Consider the following 18,265-nt stretch of genomic DNA (forward strand, 5'->3'; position numbering starts at 1 on the left):
CTAGGACCACCCGCAATGCTTAGACCATCATTGTTGATGGTGGTATCACCTGCCTTAACACTGTTCACATTCAGGTCTTTGGCAAGTTCAATTGCGACTTTTCCGTCTTGGACCTTGGTGCTGATGTTCTCATCTGCACCTACAACATCAACCGCTTCACCCAGTTTCTTCTGAACAGTGGTGCCATCTTGCGCGGTTAAGCCAAAGCCTTTGTCTGTTAAGTCCTGCCCTGCTTTATCTAATTGGCCTTTGTTCACCGCATCACTGGCTTCAGTTCCGTCTGCAACGTTCTTGACTTTATTGCCAGCCGCATCGATACCTGATTTAGTGACACTTGGACCACCAACAATGCTCATACCATCATTGTTGATCACGGTATCACCTGCAGTGACGCTATCCACTTTCAAGTCACGGTTCAGGCTGTACTTAATGTCGTTGCCTTCTTTGGTTACTTGTAAGTTTTCTTCGCCATCTGCTGTACCAATATCAACTGTATCACCTGCTTTCACAGCGCCAGCATTTTCTCCATTACTTTGTAGTGTCCAGCCTTTATCCAATGCTGTAATCGCATCACCGACATTGTTCACGGTATTGCCATTTACATTGTAGTTTGGGGCAGTCACAGCACCTGTTGCAGGATCATAGCTTGAACCTCCACCCAAAGCATCCGCTGTACTTTCACCCAGTTGGTCAACGCCATCCTGAACATTTTTTAATTGGCGGACGTTGACGGCATCTGTATCGGCTGCACCATCTGATAAGTTCTGGATACGTCTTTCATTGCCTGCTGTACCGACTGATACCACAGAAGCGGGGGCTGCTGTGCCTGTTCGATACGCTGCGCCTGTTGCAGTACTGGTTTGGCTCCCTGCACCTAATGCAACATCTTCGGCATTGGTTGCTACCGCATTCGAACCCAGTGCAATGCCTCTTGATGCCTGTGCATTGGCTGCATCACCGAGTGCAATCGCACCTGCCGCCGCAGCAGTGGATCGATTCCCCAGTGCAACTGATCCCTGACCAATGGCTTTGTTTTCATTACCCAATGCAACTGCACCATCTGCAGCAGTTGAAGCTGCATCATTACCCGCAGCAGTATTATTACGGCCCACCGCAACTGCACCATTACCATTGGCATTGTTGGGATCACCAATCGCAACCGCACCATCGCCTGCTGCTTTTTGATCACGTCCTATTGCAACCGCACCTCCATCCGCTGTGCCTGCATTGGCTGTGGTGGTCCCTGAACCCATTGCAACGTTCTGGCCTGTACTTCCTGTGGTAACCCCATTACCAACGGCAATGTTATTGCTTCCTCCACTGGCAGTAGCGGCATTACGACCCAGTGCAATATCGTTATCACCTTGTGCTTGCGAGTTGTCTCCAACAGAAACTGAGGATGCACCTTGAGCATTGGCTTGGTTTCCATATGCTGCTGAATTATTGCCTGTGGCTTTGGCCTGACGTCCAACAGCTGTCGTTTGATTACCTGCTGCTTTTGCACCAGTACCTACAGCCACTGAGTCAGCCCCATCGGCATTGGCGGCAGTTGCAGGATCATATTGAGCAGGACCTCCTGCATCCGAACCTGTACTACTACCAATCGCAATACCTCGTATTCCCGTGGTCGTAGCCGAATGGCCCAGCGATATAGCACCTGTCGCACCTTGAGCGACCGTAGCAGCATTCCCTTGTGCAATAGAAAAATCAGCATCCGCCCAACTTAGTCGCCCCATAGCAATAGACGTACTACCACGTGAACGGTTATTTACACCGATAACAACATTAGAGTTACTGGTCGAGACGTCGTTACCCACCCCAATAGCAGTGTTATAACCAGCCCCACCAACAAGATTTCCCTGACCAACGCCTATATTATGAAAACCATTTCCCTCTGAAATATTACTTGTACCAACTAGCGTTGCACCAGCCAAAGAATTTCTTACAATATTATCTTTACCAACTGTAGTTGCAGAACCCAAAACTTGTGCTTGCCCAGTTGGATAATTATTGTTTCCAGAGCCTCTCCGATTGAATAAAGCCTGTCCTCTAGTCGCATCGACTCCGCTAATATTATTTCCACAGCCTACCGCTAATCCACTGTTACCATTAACTGAAGCTTGACCACCGCTGCCACACTGTTGAGCCGTTGGTGAAATCGCCATACTGCTACCGTTACTATTACTAACAGCTCCACCACCTGTATTCACTTCGGCAAAAACACTACCACTAAAAAAAGCGGAGCTAATCGTCAGTGCAATTAAGGTCGGTTTAAGTTGAGATTGTTTAGATATCTCACCACAGGAGACAGCTGTTTTAATTGATGTATTTGTTGTTACATTCCGTTTTTTGGTTACGCCACGCGCATTTTCTGAAACGACAGTCCATAGACTTAAGCTTTTGTTCCAGACCAATCTGTATATTTTATTCATGAAATAAGTGCCTATAAAAAGGATTTAAGCACCTATAAAACTAAGCAAATAAAGTCGCTATACACTTAACAATTAAGACTAACTTTTAACAATTAGATCACTTTTTATCAAAAATCCATTGATTATTCCTCTAAAGAATACTAATAAACACTTATATCCAAAATTTTTAACAAAACAGGACTTTTAGCGAAGAATACTTAAAAATATATTTAGCTGCTGTATAACTGCTTTTAGATTAACATTTTATTTTTTGTCACGGAAAGCATGAAAAAACAACCACTTAGCATTTATAATGATTATCTAAAAATACTCGTAGATACAGCCACGACATTTGGAATTCCCAAAGGTGAAATCATTCGATATTGTCAGATTCCCTTATCTTTGCTAACGGATAACAACAACAATGATCGGATTTTTTTTGACCAATGGATTGATATTGTCACTCGGTTATTAGAGCTGATTCCAAATAAGGGACTTGGCTATCAATTTGGCTTAAATTGTAAATTGACTGTACACGGCGCACTTGGGTTTGTGCTCATTAGTAACAGCACTATCGGTAGAGTCTTAATTGACATGCAAAAATATTATAGTATGCGTGTCCATAAAATGGATTTATCCATTCTAAATAAAAACAATAAGATTATCCTTCGACTTAATCCACTGTATCAATTGCCCGCACATCTCAATGAAAGTAAAAAAAATATTGTCAATAAGTTCTTTCTTGAGAGTGCCCTGATTGATATTACAACCAATTTACAAATGATCACCAATTATAATCTTACTGGCGTCAATATTAATGTCGCTTGGGAACAAGAAGATTATCATTTGCTTTATGAAAAACGCCTCCCTATTATTCACTTTAACCAAGATCATAATCAAATTAGTTTCGACCTCAAGTGCTTAGATCTTCCTTTAACCTTTAGCTCTACAACAGCCTATGTACTTGCAATGGAGTTAGTCAACAAAGAATATCTTTTTTACCAAGATCAAGACAATAAAATCATTTTAAAGGTAAATCAACAGCTTAAATTCACTCCTGGTGTTGGCTTTCCAAGTTTGATTGATGTTGCCAGTAAATTAAAAATCTCTGAAAGAACTTTAAAAAGAGAGCTAGCCAATGCGAATACAACGTTCTCTTCATTACTGCAATCCAAAAAATTTGAACTTGCAAAAAAACTGATCGACTCCAATCGAAATATTCAAGAAATATCTGACCTGCTCGGTTATAGCCATATAAGCGCTTTTTCAAGAGCTTTTTTTGGCTGGACGGGGAAGAAACCAAGTGAATATATTCGAGAACAAAGAATATCAATAAAAAACTATTATCTTAAAAAGACTAAATATTAGATTTTAATAGCACCACAAAACATTAAGAACCTTAATTATTTACATTTAATGCATTTTAAACAAAAAACATTCCATTATTTAAAAAACAGAGATACATTATAAAAAAGCTTTCCCCCTCAGTTGCTGATACCCCGATTAGGCAACTGAGGCTTTTTATTTTATATATTATGCAATCTTTTATTCTATTAAATAATTACTTTCCTATATTTTAAAAATACTTTTTCCTTAACCATAACGACACACTTACCAAGGCAATTAATACAGGTACCTCAACCAAAGGCCCAATCACTGTGGTAAAGGCCACAGGCGAAGCTAAACCAAAAGTTGCAATTGCGACTGCCAATGCGAGTTCAAAATTGTTGCCTGCCGCAGTAAAAGAGATGGCCGTGGTTTTAGCATAATCATTTCCCATCCATTTGCTCATAAAAAAGCTTATAAAGAACATCACAACAAAATAGATGGTCAGTGGTATCGCAATACCTATCACATCTAAAGGTAGGCTGACGACATCTCCCCCTTTTAGACTAAACATCGCCACAATCGTAAACAGTAGTGCAAGCAGACTTAATGGGCTGATCTTCGGTAGAAAAATTTTGTTATACCAATCCAGACCTTTGGCTTTTACTAACACCAGACGGGTCATAAAACCCAAAAAAAATGGAAGACCTAAATACACCAAGACCGCATGTGTAATGGTCCAAAAATCAACATGGATCACTTGTCCAGCAACGCCAAAATACGGTGGTAAATAAGTCAAAAATAGCCAAGCATAACTACTAAAAAATAGAATCTGGAAAATACTGTTAAATGCCACCAGTGCAGCAACATATTGGTTATCACCACAAGCTAAACCATTCCAGACCAATACCATAGCAATACAACGTGCTAAGCCTATCAAGATCAGTCCAGTCATATATTCTGGGTAGCTGTGCAGAAAAAGAATTGCCAGTGCAAACATTAAAACTGGCGCAATCACCCAGTTTTGCACCAGTGATAAAGCCAAGGTTTTTTTGTCTTTGAATACTTGTGGCAATACAGCATAGTCCACTTTAGCTAAAGGTGGATACATCATCAAAATCAAACCGATCGCAATTGGAATATTAACGGAGTCAATACTCATTTCATTTAGCGTGGCTGAAGCTTGCGGGAGAAAAGTAGCAATCGCAATGCCCAAAGCCATGGCAATAAATATCCACAGAGTTAAGTTACGATCTAAAAAAGATAAAGTTTTCATACATTTTATTCACAACAACTTTTTATTACACGGCTTTGTAGCATTGGAAATACCGCCGAGTTTTGAGCATTCAACACCGCTAAAATCTCAGCACACCATGTAGGTAATTGGTCAGCAATACGGTAATAGACCCATTGCCCTTGACGGCGATCCTGCAATAATCCTGAAGTGCGCAACAAAGCTAAATGTCGAGAAATTTTTGGCTGACTTAACTGAAGTTTTTCGGTCAAATCACAGACACACAACTCCTGATGCTCTGTAACCAGCATGACAATATTCAGCCTTGTTTCATCAGATAAGCATTTAAAAAACTCAACAGCGTCCATCGCTCTTCTCCCCCTTGAATCGTTCATATCACAACGAGTATTTACTGAATTCGCTGACCATTTTGATCTATAACGTGTTCGCCATCTTCTTTGCTAAAAGCACCTTTTTGAGGAACAGGAAGAATATCAAGCACAACTTCTGAGGGTCGACAAAGACGTGTACCCAATTCAGTCACTACAAAAGGACGATTGATGAGGATTGGATATTTGAGCATAAAGGCAATGAGCTGCTGCTCTGACCAATCTTCACGCTCTAATTGCAAATCATGATAAGGGTCAACATTACTGCGAATTGCTTCCCTCACAGTTAAATTGGCATCCCGAATCAATCGGATCAACTCATCATGCATTGGTGGAGTAACAAGGTATTCAACAATGGTCGGTTCGAAACCTGTATTTCGAATTAAAGCCAACGTATTTCTGGAAGTACCACAAGCAGGATTGTGATAGATGATGATGTCAGTCATAAGGTGCTGATCTGATAAATTGAATAAAGCCAATATATATGATTTCCCATATATATGTAAATCCATATATTTAAATCCAATAACACACCTTAAAATATATGTTTAAAATTAGATAGATATGATTTTATAAGTTCTTAATTATTGTGCGCCTAAGACTACTTTTATATTTCAAACCGATCAAAGTGCTTACTAGAATGTGCTAAATCGTTCTAATTCATCAATCAGTTGTTTCTTTAGCTCATCATCATAAAGCTTGAATTTGAGTGTTTGGGTATAATTTTCAACAAAGATTAGACGACTAAACTCACTGTTCACTAGACCTTTAGCAACTAAGAATCCCTGATAGGCCGAAAGCAAGACATTCAATCGATGATTCAGCGGTTTTTGATCTCGTATTGTGAGCACTTTATTCTGCATATAAACAACTCCTCGATATTTTAAGCTTCCCCCTTTCATTGAAAATGATATAAAGTTCTTTGGATAAGTATTTTTCAATTTTTGTTGTTGCAATTTTATTATATAAATCACGATAATGTTTTTAGATGACGTTTTTATGACAGTTCTAACTTTCAGCAAAAATCAATGAACATCAGCTAGATAAGTTTTCCCTTATAGACTATGCTGCATAAGCCACTTAAAAGCGAAATATAGCAATGAGCGATACATGTCTTTTAACTGAATTAAATCTCATGATTAATTATTATGTTACGAGAAATGGCTATCGACCGACTCGAATTATTCTAGGTTATAAAACCTATGGCGCACTCATGCAAGATCAGGGGTTTGCCGATGAAGTCTTAAACTCAGCTCTTGATCCAAATAAACGTAAATATAAGAAACTTAAGATTAAAGTCACTAAAGATGATCATCAAATTGAGCTTGAATAAGCCGTATCTTCCCTTACACCATCATATCGACAGCTTCATCAAATACTCACTATAGAAATTGCTGCTGAAATACTACAAAATTGACCATGTTAAAGATCATCATCCAAATGAATACATGATTATAAAAGCGACCCAACAAGACCATTCGACCTTATTGGAAATATGGGAAAAATCGGTGAGAGCCACACATGACTTTTTACCGGAAGCCATGATTCATCAATTGAAACCATTGATCATGAATGAATATTTTCATCATGTTCAGTTGAATAAATACATGATTGATCAACAGATTGTAGGGTTTCTAGGTACTAGTGATGACAATATTGAAATGTTATTCATTCTGCCAGAATATCGTAGATCTGGAATTGGTCAGGCCTTAGTAAATTTTGCAATTCAACAACTTCATGTTTATAAAGTTGATGTGAATGAGCAAAATATTCAAGCGGTTAACTTTTATAAGAAAATTGGATTTCAAACTATTGGTCGTTCTGAGCTAGATGGCCAAGGTAATCCTTATCCACTTTTACATTTACATACCACACCAACGAAGGAAGAAAATCAATCCTCCTCTCTATAAAGTATTCCTTTACTGATTTTTAATGCATGTTTTAGCCGAATTGATCATTTTGGAAGAGAAGTTCAGCAAATGAGTCACTGAGCAAAATTATTTTTTCTTCTAATATGCGGCTATTGAATAGCAACCTTAGAGTTTTAGGTTCACATGACTCAATTGCCAAAAGTTAAACGTGGTTTTCTTAACTCGAAAACTGCGAAAAAAATACTCAATAGTCGCAACGGACTTCAAGCACGACATATCCTCTCGAATGCGACAGATCGTATTTTGCGAGGACAACAACTTGCGCTTTCTGGACGAACACCTTTTGATATTGTTTACCAACGTGAAATTATCAGCCTACGTCATTACACAACAACGGATACCGCAACAAAACACCGTATTCCTTTAGTCATTGTGCCACCTTTAGCAGCGAATATGCTGATTTATGATTTATTTCCAAACCGCAGTCTGATTCGTTATTTTTTAGCGCAAGGTTTTGATGTGTATCTGATTGACTGGGGTACACCAAGCCTACGCCAAGCCAAATATAATCTGGGCACGTATGTAAAAACCTTTATGCCTGACTTTATCGAAAAAATTCGTGAGCATAGTGGTCAACAACAACTTTCGCTTTATGGCTGGAGCTTAGGTGGCGTACTGTCACTGTGCTATACCGCCTTATTTAAAGATAAAAATATCCAAAATCTGATGATTTTGGCATCACCAATCAATACCCATAAATCAGGTTATATGGGTAAGTTTTACCAAAGCCTTACGGCTCCTGCACAATGGATTCGTAGTAATACTAAATTCCGTATTCATCAAGTGCCAAGCCGCGTATTCCATATTCATGGATGGCAAAATACCTTGGGGTTTAAATTGACTGATCCTATTGGTAACTTTAAAAATTACTGGGCATTGTTAAGAAACCTAAATGACCGCCAGTTTGTAATTAACCATGCGACCTCAAGCTCTTTTGTAGACAATATGCTGGCTTATCCAGGTGGTGTAATGCGCGATATTATTCTTCGCTTCTGGATCGACAATGAACTATCTACAGGTTCAGTTCAATTTGGCGAGCAAAGTGCAAATTTAAAAGACATCGATTGTTCGATGCTTGTCGTGGGTGGGAGTACTGATATTATCGTCACGGCTGAAGCCGTTCGACCACTGATGGATCTCGTCAGCAGTCATGACAAGCAATTTGAAATTGTTCCTGGCGGTCATATGGGCTTAGTGGCAGGTAATCAGGCACCTCAGTCTGTTTGGCCCGTAGTTACACAATGGTTAGCACAACGCTCGCAATAATTAGCTCAATAAAAAGGCTGTCCATTTCGTAAAAGACAGCCTTTTTTCAATCATTCATTAATCATGCAAAGTGTTGATAGCGATGTAGCAACAATCCTTCAACGTTGACAGGTGTGCCTAATAAATAGCCCTGTAACTGGTTGCATCCCAAACTGGTCAATATGTCCGCTTGCTGTTGGGTTTCCACCCCTTCAGCTGTGACGACCAAACCTAATTTGGCAGCAAGATGAATGATACTTTCTAGAATTGCTTCTTCTTTTGAATTAGGTTTAAGGTCAATCAAGAAACCACGATCAATTTTGAGTTCATCAACAGGTAAGTCTTTAAGATATAAGAAGCTTGAATAACCTGTGCCAAAGTCATCAATCGCAATGCGAATCCCTAGCTTACGTAATCGTTCTAAGGTCCGAATACTGGAGTCGATATGATGCATTGCCGTGGATTCAGTAATTTCAAGGATGAGATGATGCGGTTGAATTTGGTATTGTTCTAATAATTGTTCTAATACGCTAATAAGTTTCTTATTTTCAAATTGTAATGCAGATAGATTGACAGCAATTGGATAAAAAGGACTGTTGCTCCGCTCCCATTTCTGGATTTGTTGACAGGCTTGTTCAAGTGCCCAATATCCCATTGGAATGATCAAACCCGTTTTTTCAGCCCCCTCAATAAACATCTGCGGTGTCAGCAGTCCTAAATTTGGGTGCTTCCATCGAATCAGCGCTTCGACACCGCACACCTCATAATTCGATGTAAATTTAGGTTGATAGAACAAGACAAACTGTTGTTCATCGACCGCTTTATAAAGATCATTGATCAGTTTTGACTGACTGCGCACATCTTGCTGATCCGACATCGAGTGGAACATCGTATATGTATTACGCCCCTGATCTTTTGAGATCAGCATCGCTACATCTGCATTAATGAGTAGGTCTTGAACATTCAAACCATGCTCAGGATACATCGCAATCCCAACACTGGCAGAAATATTAATATCTTTTGCAGCGATCAAATAGGTTTCTTGGATGTAATGCAAAATATCTTCTGAAAGCTGCATTGCATCATTAATGTCAGTATTTTCAGAGATTAAAACAAATTCATCACCACCAATACGAAATAATTTATGGCTTACACCGAGTTTATTGTGTAAACGGTTCGCCATCTGTATCAGTAGCTGATCGCCAACATGATGCCCAAAGGCATCATTCACTGATTTAAAGCGGTCCAAATCGATATAGAGGAATGCCGCTTTTTGCTCGTGTAGGCGATGGTGGTTAAATACTACTTCTGCATGTTCAGTAAGATATAAACGATTCGGTAACTTGGTGAGAGTGTCATGTAAGGACTGTATTGCAAGTTCTTTATTGATCAGCGTTAATTGCTCATTACGTTCTTCTAAACGTGCCTCAAGAACTGCAACCGCAAAACCTGCAACTAAAACCAGACTGGTAATAAAAATAATCGTGAACAGTAAAACACTTTGTTCGGTCTGCTCAGAGGTCAGGATCTGCGCCAGGCTTTCGTCAAAGAAAGTCGCTGCCATACCCGTATAATGCATGCCCACGATGCTTAAAGCCATTAAGATCGCAACAACTGCTTTAAGTAACGTACGGTATGTCGCGGCAGTTTTATATTTAAAAATGAAAAAGAAACTTAGTCCCGAACCACTAATCGCGATGAGTACAGAACACAGCACCAATAAAGGATCATAATGCATTGCATGATGTTCAACAGTCAATGCTGCCATACCCGTATAGTGCATACCTGATATGCCTAGCCCCATGAATACCGCACCAAGAATCAGCCGCGGTATCGGTAAAGTCGGTCTTGAAGTCAACCAAACGGCAAAAATCGAAGCTGCTGCACCAATTAAGTAGGACAGTACAGTTAAATTAACATCAAAAGAATAGCCTTCTGGCAGATGGCTAGCCAGCATTCCCACAAAGTGCATTGACCATATCGCTAACCCCAAGATTAGCCCACTCGCAATTAAAATGCTTTTTTCAAACTTTTTATAAGCACCTTTAAAAACGAGTTCTTCCATCGAAACTGCAGCGTAACATGTCGCGACTGCAACCAAAATGGAAACGATGACCAATGTGCTATCGTAATCAACGTGAACCATAAAGGACTTCCATGATTATTCAGTACTTTTTTTTATATGATGAGCAAAGTGCTCGAAATCCGAACGACGTTTTACACACAAAAAAGCCATGAATATTGTATTCATAAACTTTCCTTAACAATAACATCATCTAGCATAAGGTCAAGTCTTTTTCACTTTATAAATCAATAGAATAAAAGCACATTTTCATTTCAAACCAATGAAAAGTCTTGTTTTTTTTATTACTGTTTTTTTACCAAAAGACTCATTTATTTTTACTAGATCATTTTAATTTTTAAGTCATGACAATTTGTTTGTTTTTAATCGTACAGATACCCCAAAGCATACAACACTTATTTCACTTAATCAGAAGCATAAACAACCAGCAACATGATCAAAACATAAACAATATAAGCTTATTTTTTCATCTTTATTGTTATAACTCTGTTATCAACACACATAAAAAAACCTTGTCAAATAGACAAGGTTTTTTTAACGCAGCTAAAGGAAATTAGTTCTTCTCTTTATCTACAATCTTGTTCGCTTGAATCCAAGGCATCATCGCACGTAACTTATTACCTGTTACTTCAATGCCATGCGCTGCGTTTTGACGACGACGAGCAGTCATTGATGGATAGTTCAACGCACCTTCTTGGATGAACATCTTCGCATATTCACCAGATTGAATGCGTTTTAAAGCATTTCGCATTGCTTCACGAGACTGTTCGTTGATCACTTCAGTACCAGTCACATATTCACCATACTCAGCATTGTTAGAAACTGAGTAGTTCATGTCTGCGATACCGCCTTCGAACATCAAGTCAACAATTAACTTAAGTTCATGCAAGCATTCGAAGTAAGCCATTTCTGGTGCATAACCCGCTTCAACCAAAGTTTCGAAGCCCATTTTAACCAATTCAACTGCACCGCCACAAAGAACTGCTTGCTCACCGAATAAGTCAGTTTCAGTTTCTTCACGGAAAGAAGTTTCGATGATACCTGTACGACCACCACCTACGCCTGAAGCATAAGAAAGTGCAACGTTACGCGCATTGCCAGACGCATCTTGGTGGATCGCGATTAAGTCAGGAACACCTGAACCACGTTGGTATTCAGAACGTACGGTGTGGCCTGGTGCTTTCGGCGCAACCATGATCACGTCTAAGTCTTTACGTGGAACAACTTGGTTATAAAGAATAGAGAAACCATGAGCAAATGCTAAAGTTGCGCCTTCTTTGATGTTTGGTTCAATCACATCACGATAAAGTTGAGATTGGAACTCATCTGGAGTCAAAATCATGACTAAGTCAGCTTGAGCAACAGCAGCTGGAACTTCAGATACTTTAAGACCAGAGTTTTCAGCTTTTTTCCAAGAAGTAGAACCAGCACGTAAACCAACAGTTACGTCTACGCCAGAATCTTTCAAGTTAAGTGCGTGCGCATGACCTTGTGAACCATAACCAATGATTGCAACTTTCTTGCCTTGGATGATTGATAAGTCACAGTCTTTATCGTAAAAAATTTGCATCTGTTTTCTCCGCTAAAATTTTTGTCATTTCCCTTGTTCTGCAAGGACAGATCTTTTGTAGGCTCCCCCACGATTACCGTTTAAGGTGATCTCGCTCTTTTCAAAGAGGGTTGGGGAAGATTTTTAAATTGTTAAAACTTTTTCACCACGTGCAATACCTGATACACCAGAGCGCACAACTTCAAGGATGGTATTTTCTGCAAGTGCATCAATAAAGCCATCAATCTTGTCGGTTGTACCTGCAATCTGAATAGTATAGGTCGTTGGTGTTACATCAACGATTTGCGCACGAAAGATGTCAGCTGTACGTTTAATTTCAGCACGAGCTGCACCTAAGGCTTTGACTTTGATCAACATCAATTCACGTTCAATGTGTGAACCTTCAGACAGATCAACGACTTTTACCACTTCAACCAATTTGTTGAGTTGTTTGGTGATCTGCTCAATCTTGTGATCATCACCATAAGTCGTTAAGGTCAAACGCGATAAAGTTTCATCTTCGGTTGGTGCAACATTCAGTGTCTCAATGTTGTAATTCCGTTGAGAAAACAATCCCACCAAACGAGAAAGCGCACCTGCTTCATTTTCAACGAGTACAGAAATAATATGTCTCATTATGTACGCTCCCCTTTGCCTAACCACATATCCTTCATCGACTGACCAGCGATCAGCATTGGATAAACATGTTCTGTGCGATCAACCATGACATTAATGAATACACATTTATCATTAATTGCCATCGCTTCAGCTAATTTAGCGTCTAGCTCATCAGCATGATCAATCTGAATACCCACGTGTCCGTAAGCTTCCATTAACTTGGCAAAGTCAGGTAGTGAATCGACATAAGAACTTGAATGACGTCCTTCGTAGTTCATGTCTTGCCACTGTTTTACCATACCTAAAGCTTGGTTGTTTAAGCAAAGGATCTTCACATTCAAGCCATATTGCTTACATGTCGATAATTCTTGGATACACATCTGAATCGATGCTTCACCTGTAATACAAACGACTTGCTGGTCTGGGAATGCTAACTTTGCAGCCATCGCATACGGCAAGCCAACACCCATGGTGCCTAAGCCACCAGAGTTAATCCACTGACGCGGACGTTTGTATTTATAATAGTTCGCACCAAACATCTGATGCTGACCGACGTCTGAAGTAATGATGGCTTCACCATTGGTCACACGATCTAATGCCTCAACCACTTGCTGAGGTTTCATTACACCATTTTGACCTGCTTCATAACGTAAGCCATGTACCTTGCGCCACTCATTAATCTGAGACCACCATGCAGCAATAGCTTCTGGGTTTGGCTTAGACACATTCATTTGTTTCAATTGAGCCAACATTTCTTGAAGTACTGGCTCTACCGCACCCACGATCGGGATGTGCGCCATAATCGTCTTCGAAATGGTTGCTGGATCAACATCAATATGGATTACTTTGGCATTGAGACAGAATTTTGCAGGGTTATTGGTTACACGGTCATCGAAACGTGCCCCAATCGCCAAAATCACATCTGCATTATGCATGGCCATATTGGCTTCATAAGTACCATGCATCCCTAACATCCCCACGAATTGTGGATCGTTACCTGGGAAAGCACCTAAGCCCATCAAGGTATTCGTTACTGGATAACCCAATAAATGTGCAAGTTCAGTCAATAGACCAGATGCATTACCTTGAACAACACCACCACCCGTATAAATCATTGGGCGTTTCGCAGTGATCAACTCATCAATTGCTTTACGAATTTGACCTGAGTGACCACGTGAAGGTGGTTGATAAGAACGCATCTTCACTTTTTCTGGGTATTCGTAGGCAAACTTTTCTGCAGGATTAGTCGCATCTTTTGGAATATCAACAACCACTGGACCTGGACGGCCAGACGAAGCAATATAAAATGCTTTCTTAATAATGGCAGGAATTTCACTCGCGTGACGCACCTGGAAACTGTGTTTTACGATTGGACGAGAAATACCAACCATATCTGTTTCTTGGAATGCATCCTCTCCAATAAGATGGCTTGCAACCTGACCAGACAAAATCACCATTGGGATTGAGTCCATGTAGGCTGTTGCAATTGGAGTGACGGTGTTGGTCGCGCCTGGTCCTGAAGTGACCAGTACAACGCCTGTCTTACCAGTTACGCGTGAATATGCATCTGCCATATGACCAGCAGCTTGCTCATGACGTACGAGGTAATGATTAATTTTGTCTTGTTGAAATAGCGCATCATAAATATGTAATACAGCGCCGCCTGGATACCCAAAAACATGCTCTACGCCTTCGTCCGCAAGGGCACGAACGAGCATTTCACCACCAGATAAAAGTTCCAACGTGATTCACCCTAGTATTTGCACAATTTATGGGAGACATAAATTGTGTTTCATTCATTAACTTTATGCACTTTTTATAAGTGTGCGTATTCTACTCGTTTTTGCTGCAATAGGAAAAATTTTCTGAGACTCATCAGCCGTATAAACTTGATGACATCTCGAATCAAAATGTGCTGGGATAAGCATATTTCAAAACAGCATTCTCTCGGCTAGAAAGAATGTCCATTGCAAGCCATGACATTTATTCGAAGGGTGATCAAATAAGCGCATATAAAACTTGAGAAAGCATTCTTGTTTCTTTCATAAGCAAAGTCAAGAACAAAGAAAAGGTTTTTAACGAATATTTTTTGGCTGTTGTTTTTTTAAACACATTTCACGGAATAATTTGGTCTTTTTAAACGCCCATTTATCACAAAACTATTTTCTTTTTATTGAAAAATAGGCATTGTAAACTGCTTATTTAGGCACTTTGATCGAATATAGACAACATTCTCTTGGGGAGATCAAACATGAAGTCATCTTATTTAAAAACAAGCTTATACACTATTTCAACAGCGGTCCTTTTGCTTTGCTCTAGCCAAAACTATGCACAACAATATTACAAATGGGTCGATGCCAATGGTTCAACTCACTACACCACAACACCCCCACCGAAAGGTTCAAAACGTTTGGATAAAGTTTCTACGTATGGCAATAGCCATCAAACAACGCCCCCTAGCACTCAGCAAGGACATCAAGCCACGCCAGACGTGACACCAAATGAACCTCAACATGCACCTCAAGCTATGCCAGAAGTTCCAGCACACACGATGAAACCGCAAAGTCCACCGCCAGCTTCAGCACCATCCAACCGCTAAACAAATGCATGATCCTGCAAGGCCCTACTCTACACTGCGGCCTTGCAGATAAAATCCCGATCTAAAAACTGACATTTCCTGCAATTTTGCGCTATGCTGTGCAGCAATCTTAACTTTACTTTTTTGTTGTATCGCATATCCCTATGACGACTTCTCACATTGACTCCGAATATCAAGCAAGTGCCATTGAGCCTCAAGTTCAACAAGACTGGGACAATCGCAAAGTTTTTAAAGTTGCAGACACTGTAGAGGGCAAACATCGCTATATCCTGTCGATGTTCCCGTACCCAAGTGGCAAACTGCACATGGGGCATGTGCGTAACTATACTATTGGTGACGTGATCAGCCGTTTCCATCGCTTAAAAGGTGAAACAGTACTACAACCAATGGGTTGGGATGCTTTTGGTTTGCCCGCTGAAAATGCAGCGATTGCACATCAAGTTGCACCAGCAAAATGGACTTTTGAAAACATTGCGTACATGCGTGACCAATTAAAAAAACTGGGTCTGGCTGTCGATTGGGATCGTGAATTTGCAACCTGTACACCAGAGTATTATCACTGGGAACAATGGTTATTCGTACAGCTTTATAAGAAAGGCTTGATCTATCGTAAGCTTTCAACAGTGAACTGGGACCCAGTAGACCAAACTGTGTTGGCCAACGAACAAGTTGAAAATGGTCGTGGCTGGCGTTCAGGTGCATTGGTGGAAAAGCGCGATATTCCAATGTACTACTTCCGCATCACCGACTATGCACAAGAATTATTAGACGATCTAGATACCTTGAAAGATGGCTGGCCACAACAGGTCTTAACCATGCAACGTAACTGGATCGGCCGTTCGACAGGTATGGACATTACCTTCCCTTCTGCAAATCCAGCAATCTATGCAGATGGGCTAACCGTTTATACCACGCGTGCAGATACTCTAATGGGTGTGACTTATGTTGCTGTTGCAGCAGAACATCCTATGGCACTCAAAGCTGCTGCCCTTCAATCAGAAGCAGGCAATCCTGAACTTGCTACATTTATTGAAGAATGTCGTATGGGTTCAGTGGCAGAAGCCGATCTAGCCACTGCTGAAAAGAAAGGTATGGCAACAGGTTTGTTCGTAAAACACCCTGTAACTGGTGAAGAGCTTCCTGTCTGGATTGCAAACTACGTATTAATGTCTTATGGTTCTGGCGCTGTAATGGCGGTTCCTGCACATGACGAACGTGACTTTGAATTTGCAAACAAGTTCAATTTGCCAATCAAACAAGTGATTGATGCTAAAGGTTCTGACGATGCAGATTATTCTGCAACTGAATGGCAAGAATGGTACGGCTCTAAAGACGGTAAATTGGTGAACTCTGGCGAGTTTGATGGTTTAGCATTCCAAGCTGCTTTTGATGCCTTTCTTGCAAAATTAGAACCACAAGCTTTAGCAAATTCTAAGGTTCAATTCCGTTTACGCGACTGGGGTGTTTCTCGTCAGCGTTACTGGGGTTGCCCAATTCCAATGATCAACTGTAATAGCTGTGGTCAAGTCACCGTTCCAGAAGATCAACTACCCGTGGTCTTACCGACCGATGTTGTTCCAGATGGTTCGGGTAACCCATTGAACAAGATGCCTGAATTTTACGAAACCAAATGTCCAAGCTGTGGTGGCGATGCACGCCGTGAAACTGATACCTTGGATACCTTTGTAGAATCATCTTGGTACTATGCGCGTTATGCATCTCCAGACTTTACTGGCGGTATGGTCAAACCTGAAGCAGCGCAAAGCTGGCTTCCAGTAAACCAATATATCGGTGGTGTTGAACATGCGATTCTGCATTTACTTTATGCACGTTTCTTCCATAAGTTGATGCGTGATGAAGGCGTTGTACAGGGTAACGAACCATTTACTAACTTGTTAACGCAAGGCATGGTTTTGGCTGATACCTTCTATCGTGAAGCAGAAAATGGCAAGAAAACTTGGTTTAACCCTGCTGACATCGAATTAGAACGTGATGAAAAAGGCCGTATTCTGTCTGCAAAATACTCAGGTGATGGTCAGGAAGTTGTGATCGGTGGACAAGAAAAAATGTCCAAGTCGAAAAACAACGGGATTGATCCACAAGCGATTATTGACCAATACGGCGCTGATACAGCACGTGTATTTATGATGTTCGCTGCACCACCAGATCAGTCATTGGAATGGTCTGATGCAGGTGTTGAAGGTGCAAACCGCTTCTTGAAACGCGTTTGGCGTTTAGCAGCTGGCTTCCTTGAAAAAGGTAATCAAGCGACTGCGATTGATACTACGAACTTGTCGAAAGATGCACAAGACTTGCGTCGTAAAACCCACGAAACCATCCAGAAAGTGGGTGATGACATCGAACGTCGTCATGCATTCAATACAGCCATTGCAGCATTGATGGAATTACTCAATGCCAGCAACAAGTTTGAAGCAAAAGATGATAATGATGTTGCTGTCGCACGAGAAGCGATCACGACGCTCCTTACCTTGCTTGCACCATTTGCACCGCATTTAAGTCAAACCTTATTGACTCAATTTGGTTTGGAACTCACCACTGTTCAATTCCCGCAAGTCGACGAATCAGCGTTAACCCGTAATACGCAAACGATTGTTGTACAAGTGAATGGTAAACTTCGTGGTAAGTTAGACGTCGCAGTCGATATCTCTAAAGATGACTTATTGGCTTTGGCAAAAGCATTGCCAGAAGTTCAACAATTCTTAACGGGTCCAACCAAGAAAGAAATCGTTGTTCCAAATAAACTCGTTAATTTAGTGGTTTAACATCGCTCCTGAGGAACATTGTTCCGCAACTCCGTTTATGCAAGGGAGAAGTACCCCTCTTTGAAAAGAGGGGTTCAGAGAGATTAAGCAATAGAGG

The 18,265-nt window shown here is 40.6% G+C and carries 15 protein-coding genes; 6 read left to right on the forward strand and 9 right to left on the reverse strand.

What is annotated here, in order from left to right; all coding sequences use genetic code 11:
* On the reverse strand, nucleotides 1-2,432 hold a 2,432-nt coding region (locus F909_RS15430), incomplete at its 3' end, for an ESPR-type extended signal peptide-containing protein (protein ID WP_005146831.1).
* 264 nt (nucleotides 2,433-2,696) lie between these two features.
* Here F909_RS15430 and F909_RS15425 point away from each other — a divergent pair.
* Nucleotides 2,697-3,779 (forward strand): AraC family transcriptional regulator, encoded by a 1,083-nt coding sequence (locus F909_RS15425; RefSeq protein ID WP_005146832.1) that lies wholly within the window; start codon nucleotides 2,697-2,699, stop codon nucleotides 3,777-3,779.
* Between the two features lie 208 nt (nucleotides 3,780-3,987).
* On the opposite strand, the gene arsB is transcribed toward F909_RS15425, so the two are convergent.
* The 4 genes from arsB to F909_RS15405 all read right to left on the reverse strand — a co-directional run bounded on the left by arsB (nucleotide 3,988) and on the right by F909_RS15405 (nucleotide 6,223).
* Nucleotides 3,988-5,013 (reverse strand): ACR3 family arsenite efflux transporter, encoded by a 1,026-nt coding sequence (arsB, locus tag F909_RS15420; RefSeq protein WP_005146834.1) that lies wholly within the window; start codon nucleotides 5,011-5,013, stop codon nucleotides 3,988-3,990.
* 5 nt (nucleotides 5,014-5,018) lie between these two features.
* Nucleotides 5,019-5,339: a metalloregulator ArsR/SmtB family transcription factor gene (locus F909_RS15415; protein WP_005146837.1), complete on the reverse strand. Its 321-nt coding sequence runs from the start codon at nucleotides 5,337-5,339 to the stop codon at nucleotides 5,019-5,021.
* A gap of 41 nt (nucleotides 5,340-5,380) precedes the next feature.
* Nucleotides 5,381-5,806, reverse strand: a complete 426-nt coding sequence (gene arsC / locus F909_RS15410) for an arsenate reductase (glutaredoxin) (protein WP_032877760.1) — start codon at nucleotides 5,804-5,806, stop codon at nucleotides 5,381-5,383.
* A 189-nt stretch (nucleotides 5,807-5,995) separates the two neighbouring features.
* Complete coding sequence (locus tag F909_RS15405) at nucleotides 5,996-6,223, reverse strand: hypothetical protein (RefSeq protein WP_005146843.1); 228 nt, start codon at nucleotides 6,221-6,223, stop codon at nucleotides 5,996-5,998.
* A gap of 236 nt (nucleotides 6,224-6,459) precedes the next feature.
* Between F909_RS15405 and F909_RS21390 the strand changes: the two genes are divergently transcribed.
* The 3 genes from F909_RS21390 to F909_RS15390 all read left to right on the forward strand — a co-directional run bounded on the left by F909_RS21390 (nucleotide 6,460) and on the right by F909_RS15390 (nucleotide 8,557).
* The gene (locus F909_RS21390; RefSeq protein ID WP_005146845.1) at nucleotides 6,460-6,693 is read left to right on the forward strand and encodes a hypothetical protein; all 234 of its coding nucleotides are present in this window, start codon (nucleotides 6,460-6,462) and stop codon (nucleotides 6,691-6,693) included.
* Between the two features lie 115 nt (nucleotides 6,694-6,808).
* Nucleotides 6,809-7,270, forward strand: a complete 462-nt coding sequence (locus F909_RS15395; RefSeq protein WP_005146848.1) for a GNAT family N-acetyltransferase — start codon at nucleotides 6,809-6,811, stop codon at nucleotides 7,268-7,270.
* 144 nt (nucleotides 7,271-7,414) lie between these two features.
* Complete coding sequence (locus F909_RS15390; RefSeq protein ID WP_005146850.1) at nucleotides 7,415-8,557, forward strand: alpha/beta fold hydrolase; 1,143 nt, start codon at nucleotides 7,415-7,417, stop codon at nucleotides 8,555-8,557.
* 61 nt (nucleotides 8,558-8,618) lie between these two features.
* On the opposite strand, the gene F909_RS15385 is transcribed toward F909_RS15390, so the two are convergent.
* The 4 genes from F909_RS15385 to F909_RS15370 form a co-directional block, all read right to left on the reverse strand.
* Nucleotides 8,619-10,682 (reverse strand): putative bifunctional diguanylate cyclase/phosphodiesterase, encoded by a 2,064-nt coding sequence (locus F909_RS15385; RefSeq protein ID WP_005146852.1) that lies wholly within the window; start codon nucleotides 10,680-10,682, stop codon nucleotides 8,619-8,621.
* A gap of 490 nt (nucleotides 10,683-11,172) precedes the next feature.
* Entirely contained in the window at nucleotides 11,173-12,189 is a 1,017-nt protein-coding gene (ilvC, locus tag F909_RS15380) for a ketol-acid reductoisomerase (RefSeq protein WP_004655853.1), read from the reverse strand.
* A 123-nt stretch (nucleotides 12,190-12,312) separates the two neighbouring features.
* Nucleotides 12,313-12,804, reverse strand: coding sequence for an acetolactate synthase small subunit (ilvN, locus tag F909_RS15375; protein ID WP_004804329.1), 492 nt, complete (start codon nucleotides 12,802-12,804; stop codon nucleotides 12,313-12,315).
* Nucleotides 12,804-14,528, reverse strand: a complete 1,725-nt coding sequence (locus F909_RS15370; RefSeq protein ID WP_005146854.1) for an acetolactate synthase 3 large subunit — start codon at nucleotides 14,526-14,528, stop codon at nucleotides 12,804-12,806. Before F909_RS15370 ends, ilvN begins: the two co-directional genes overlap by 1 nt.
* Before the next feature lie 509 nt (nucleotides 14,529-15,037).
* On the opposite strand from F909_RS15370, the gene F909_RS15365 reads away from it, so the two are divergent.
* Nucleotides 15,038-15,385, forward strand: coding sequence for a DUF4124 domain-containing protein (locus F909_RS15365; RefSeq protein WP_005146856.1), 348 nt, complete (start codon nucleotides 15,038-15,040; stop codon nucleotides 15,383-15,385).
* Between the two features lie 143 nt (nucleotides 15,386-15,528).
* Nucleotides 15,529-18,168: a leucine--tRNA ligase gene (gene leuS / locus F909_RS15360; protein ID WP_005146858.1), complete on the forward strand. Its 2,640-nt coding sequence runs from the start codon at nucleotides 15,529-15,531 to the stop codon at nucleotides 18,166-18,168.
* The last annotated feature ends 97 nt before the right edge of the window (nucleotides 18,169-18,265 follow it).

This window comes from Acinetobacter sp. ANC 3929 (genome assembly GCF_000369405.1).
GTDB lineage: Bacteria > Pseudomonadota > Gammaproteobacteria > Pseudomonadales > Moraxellaceae > Acinetobacter.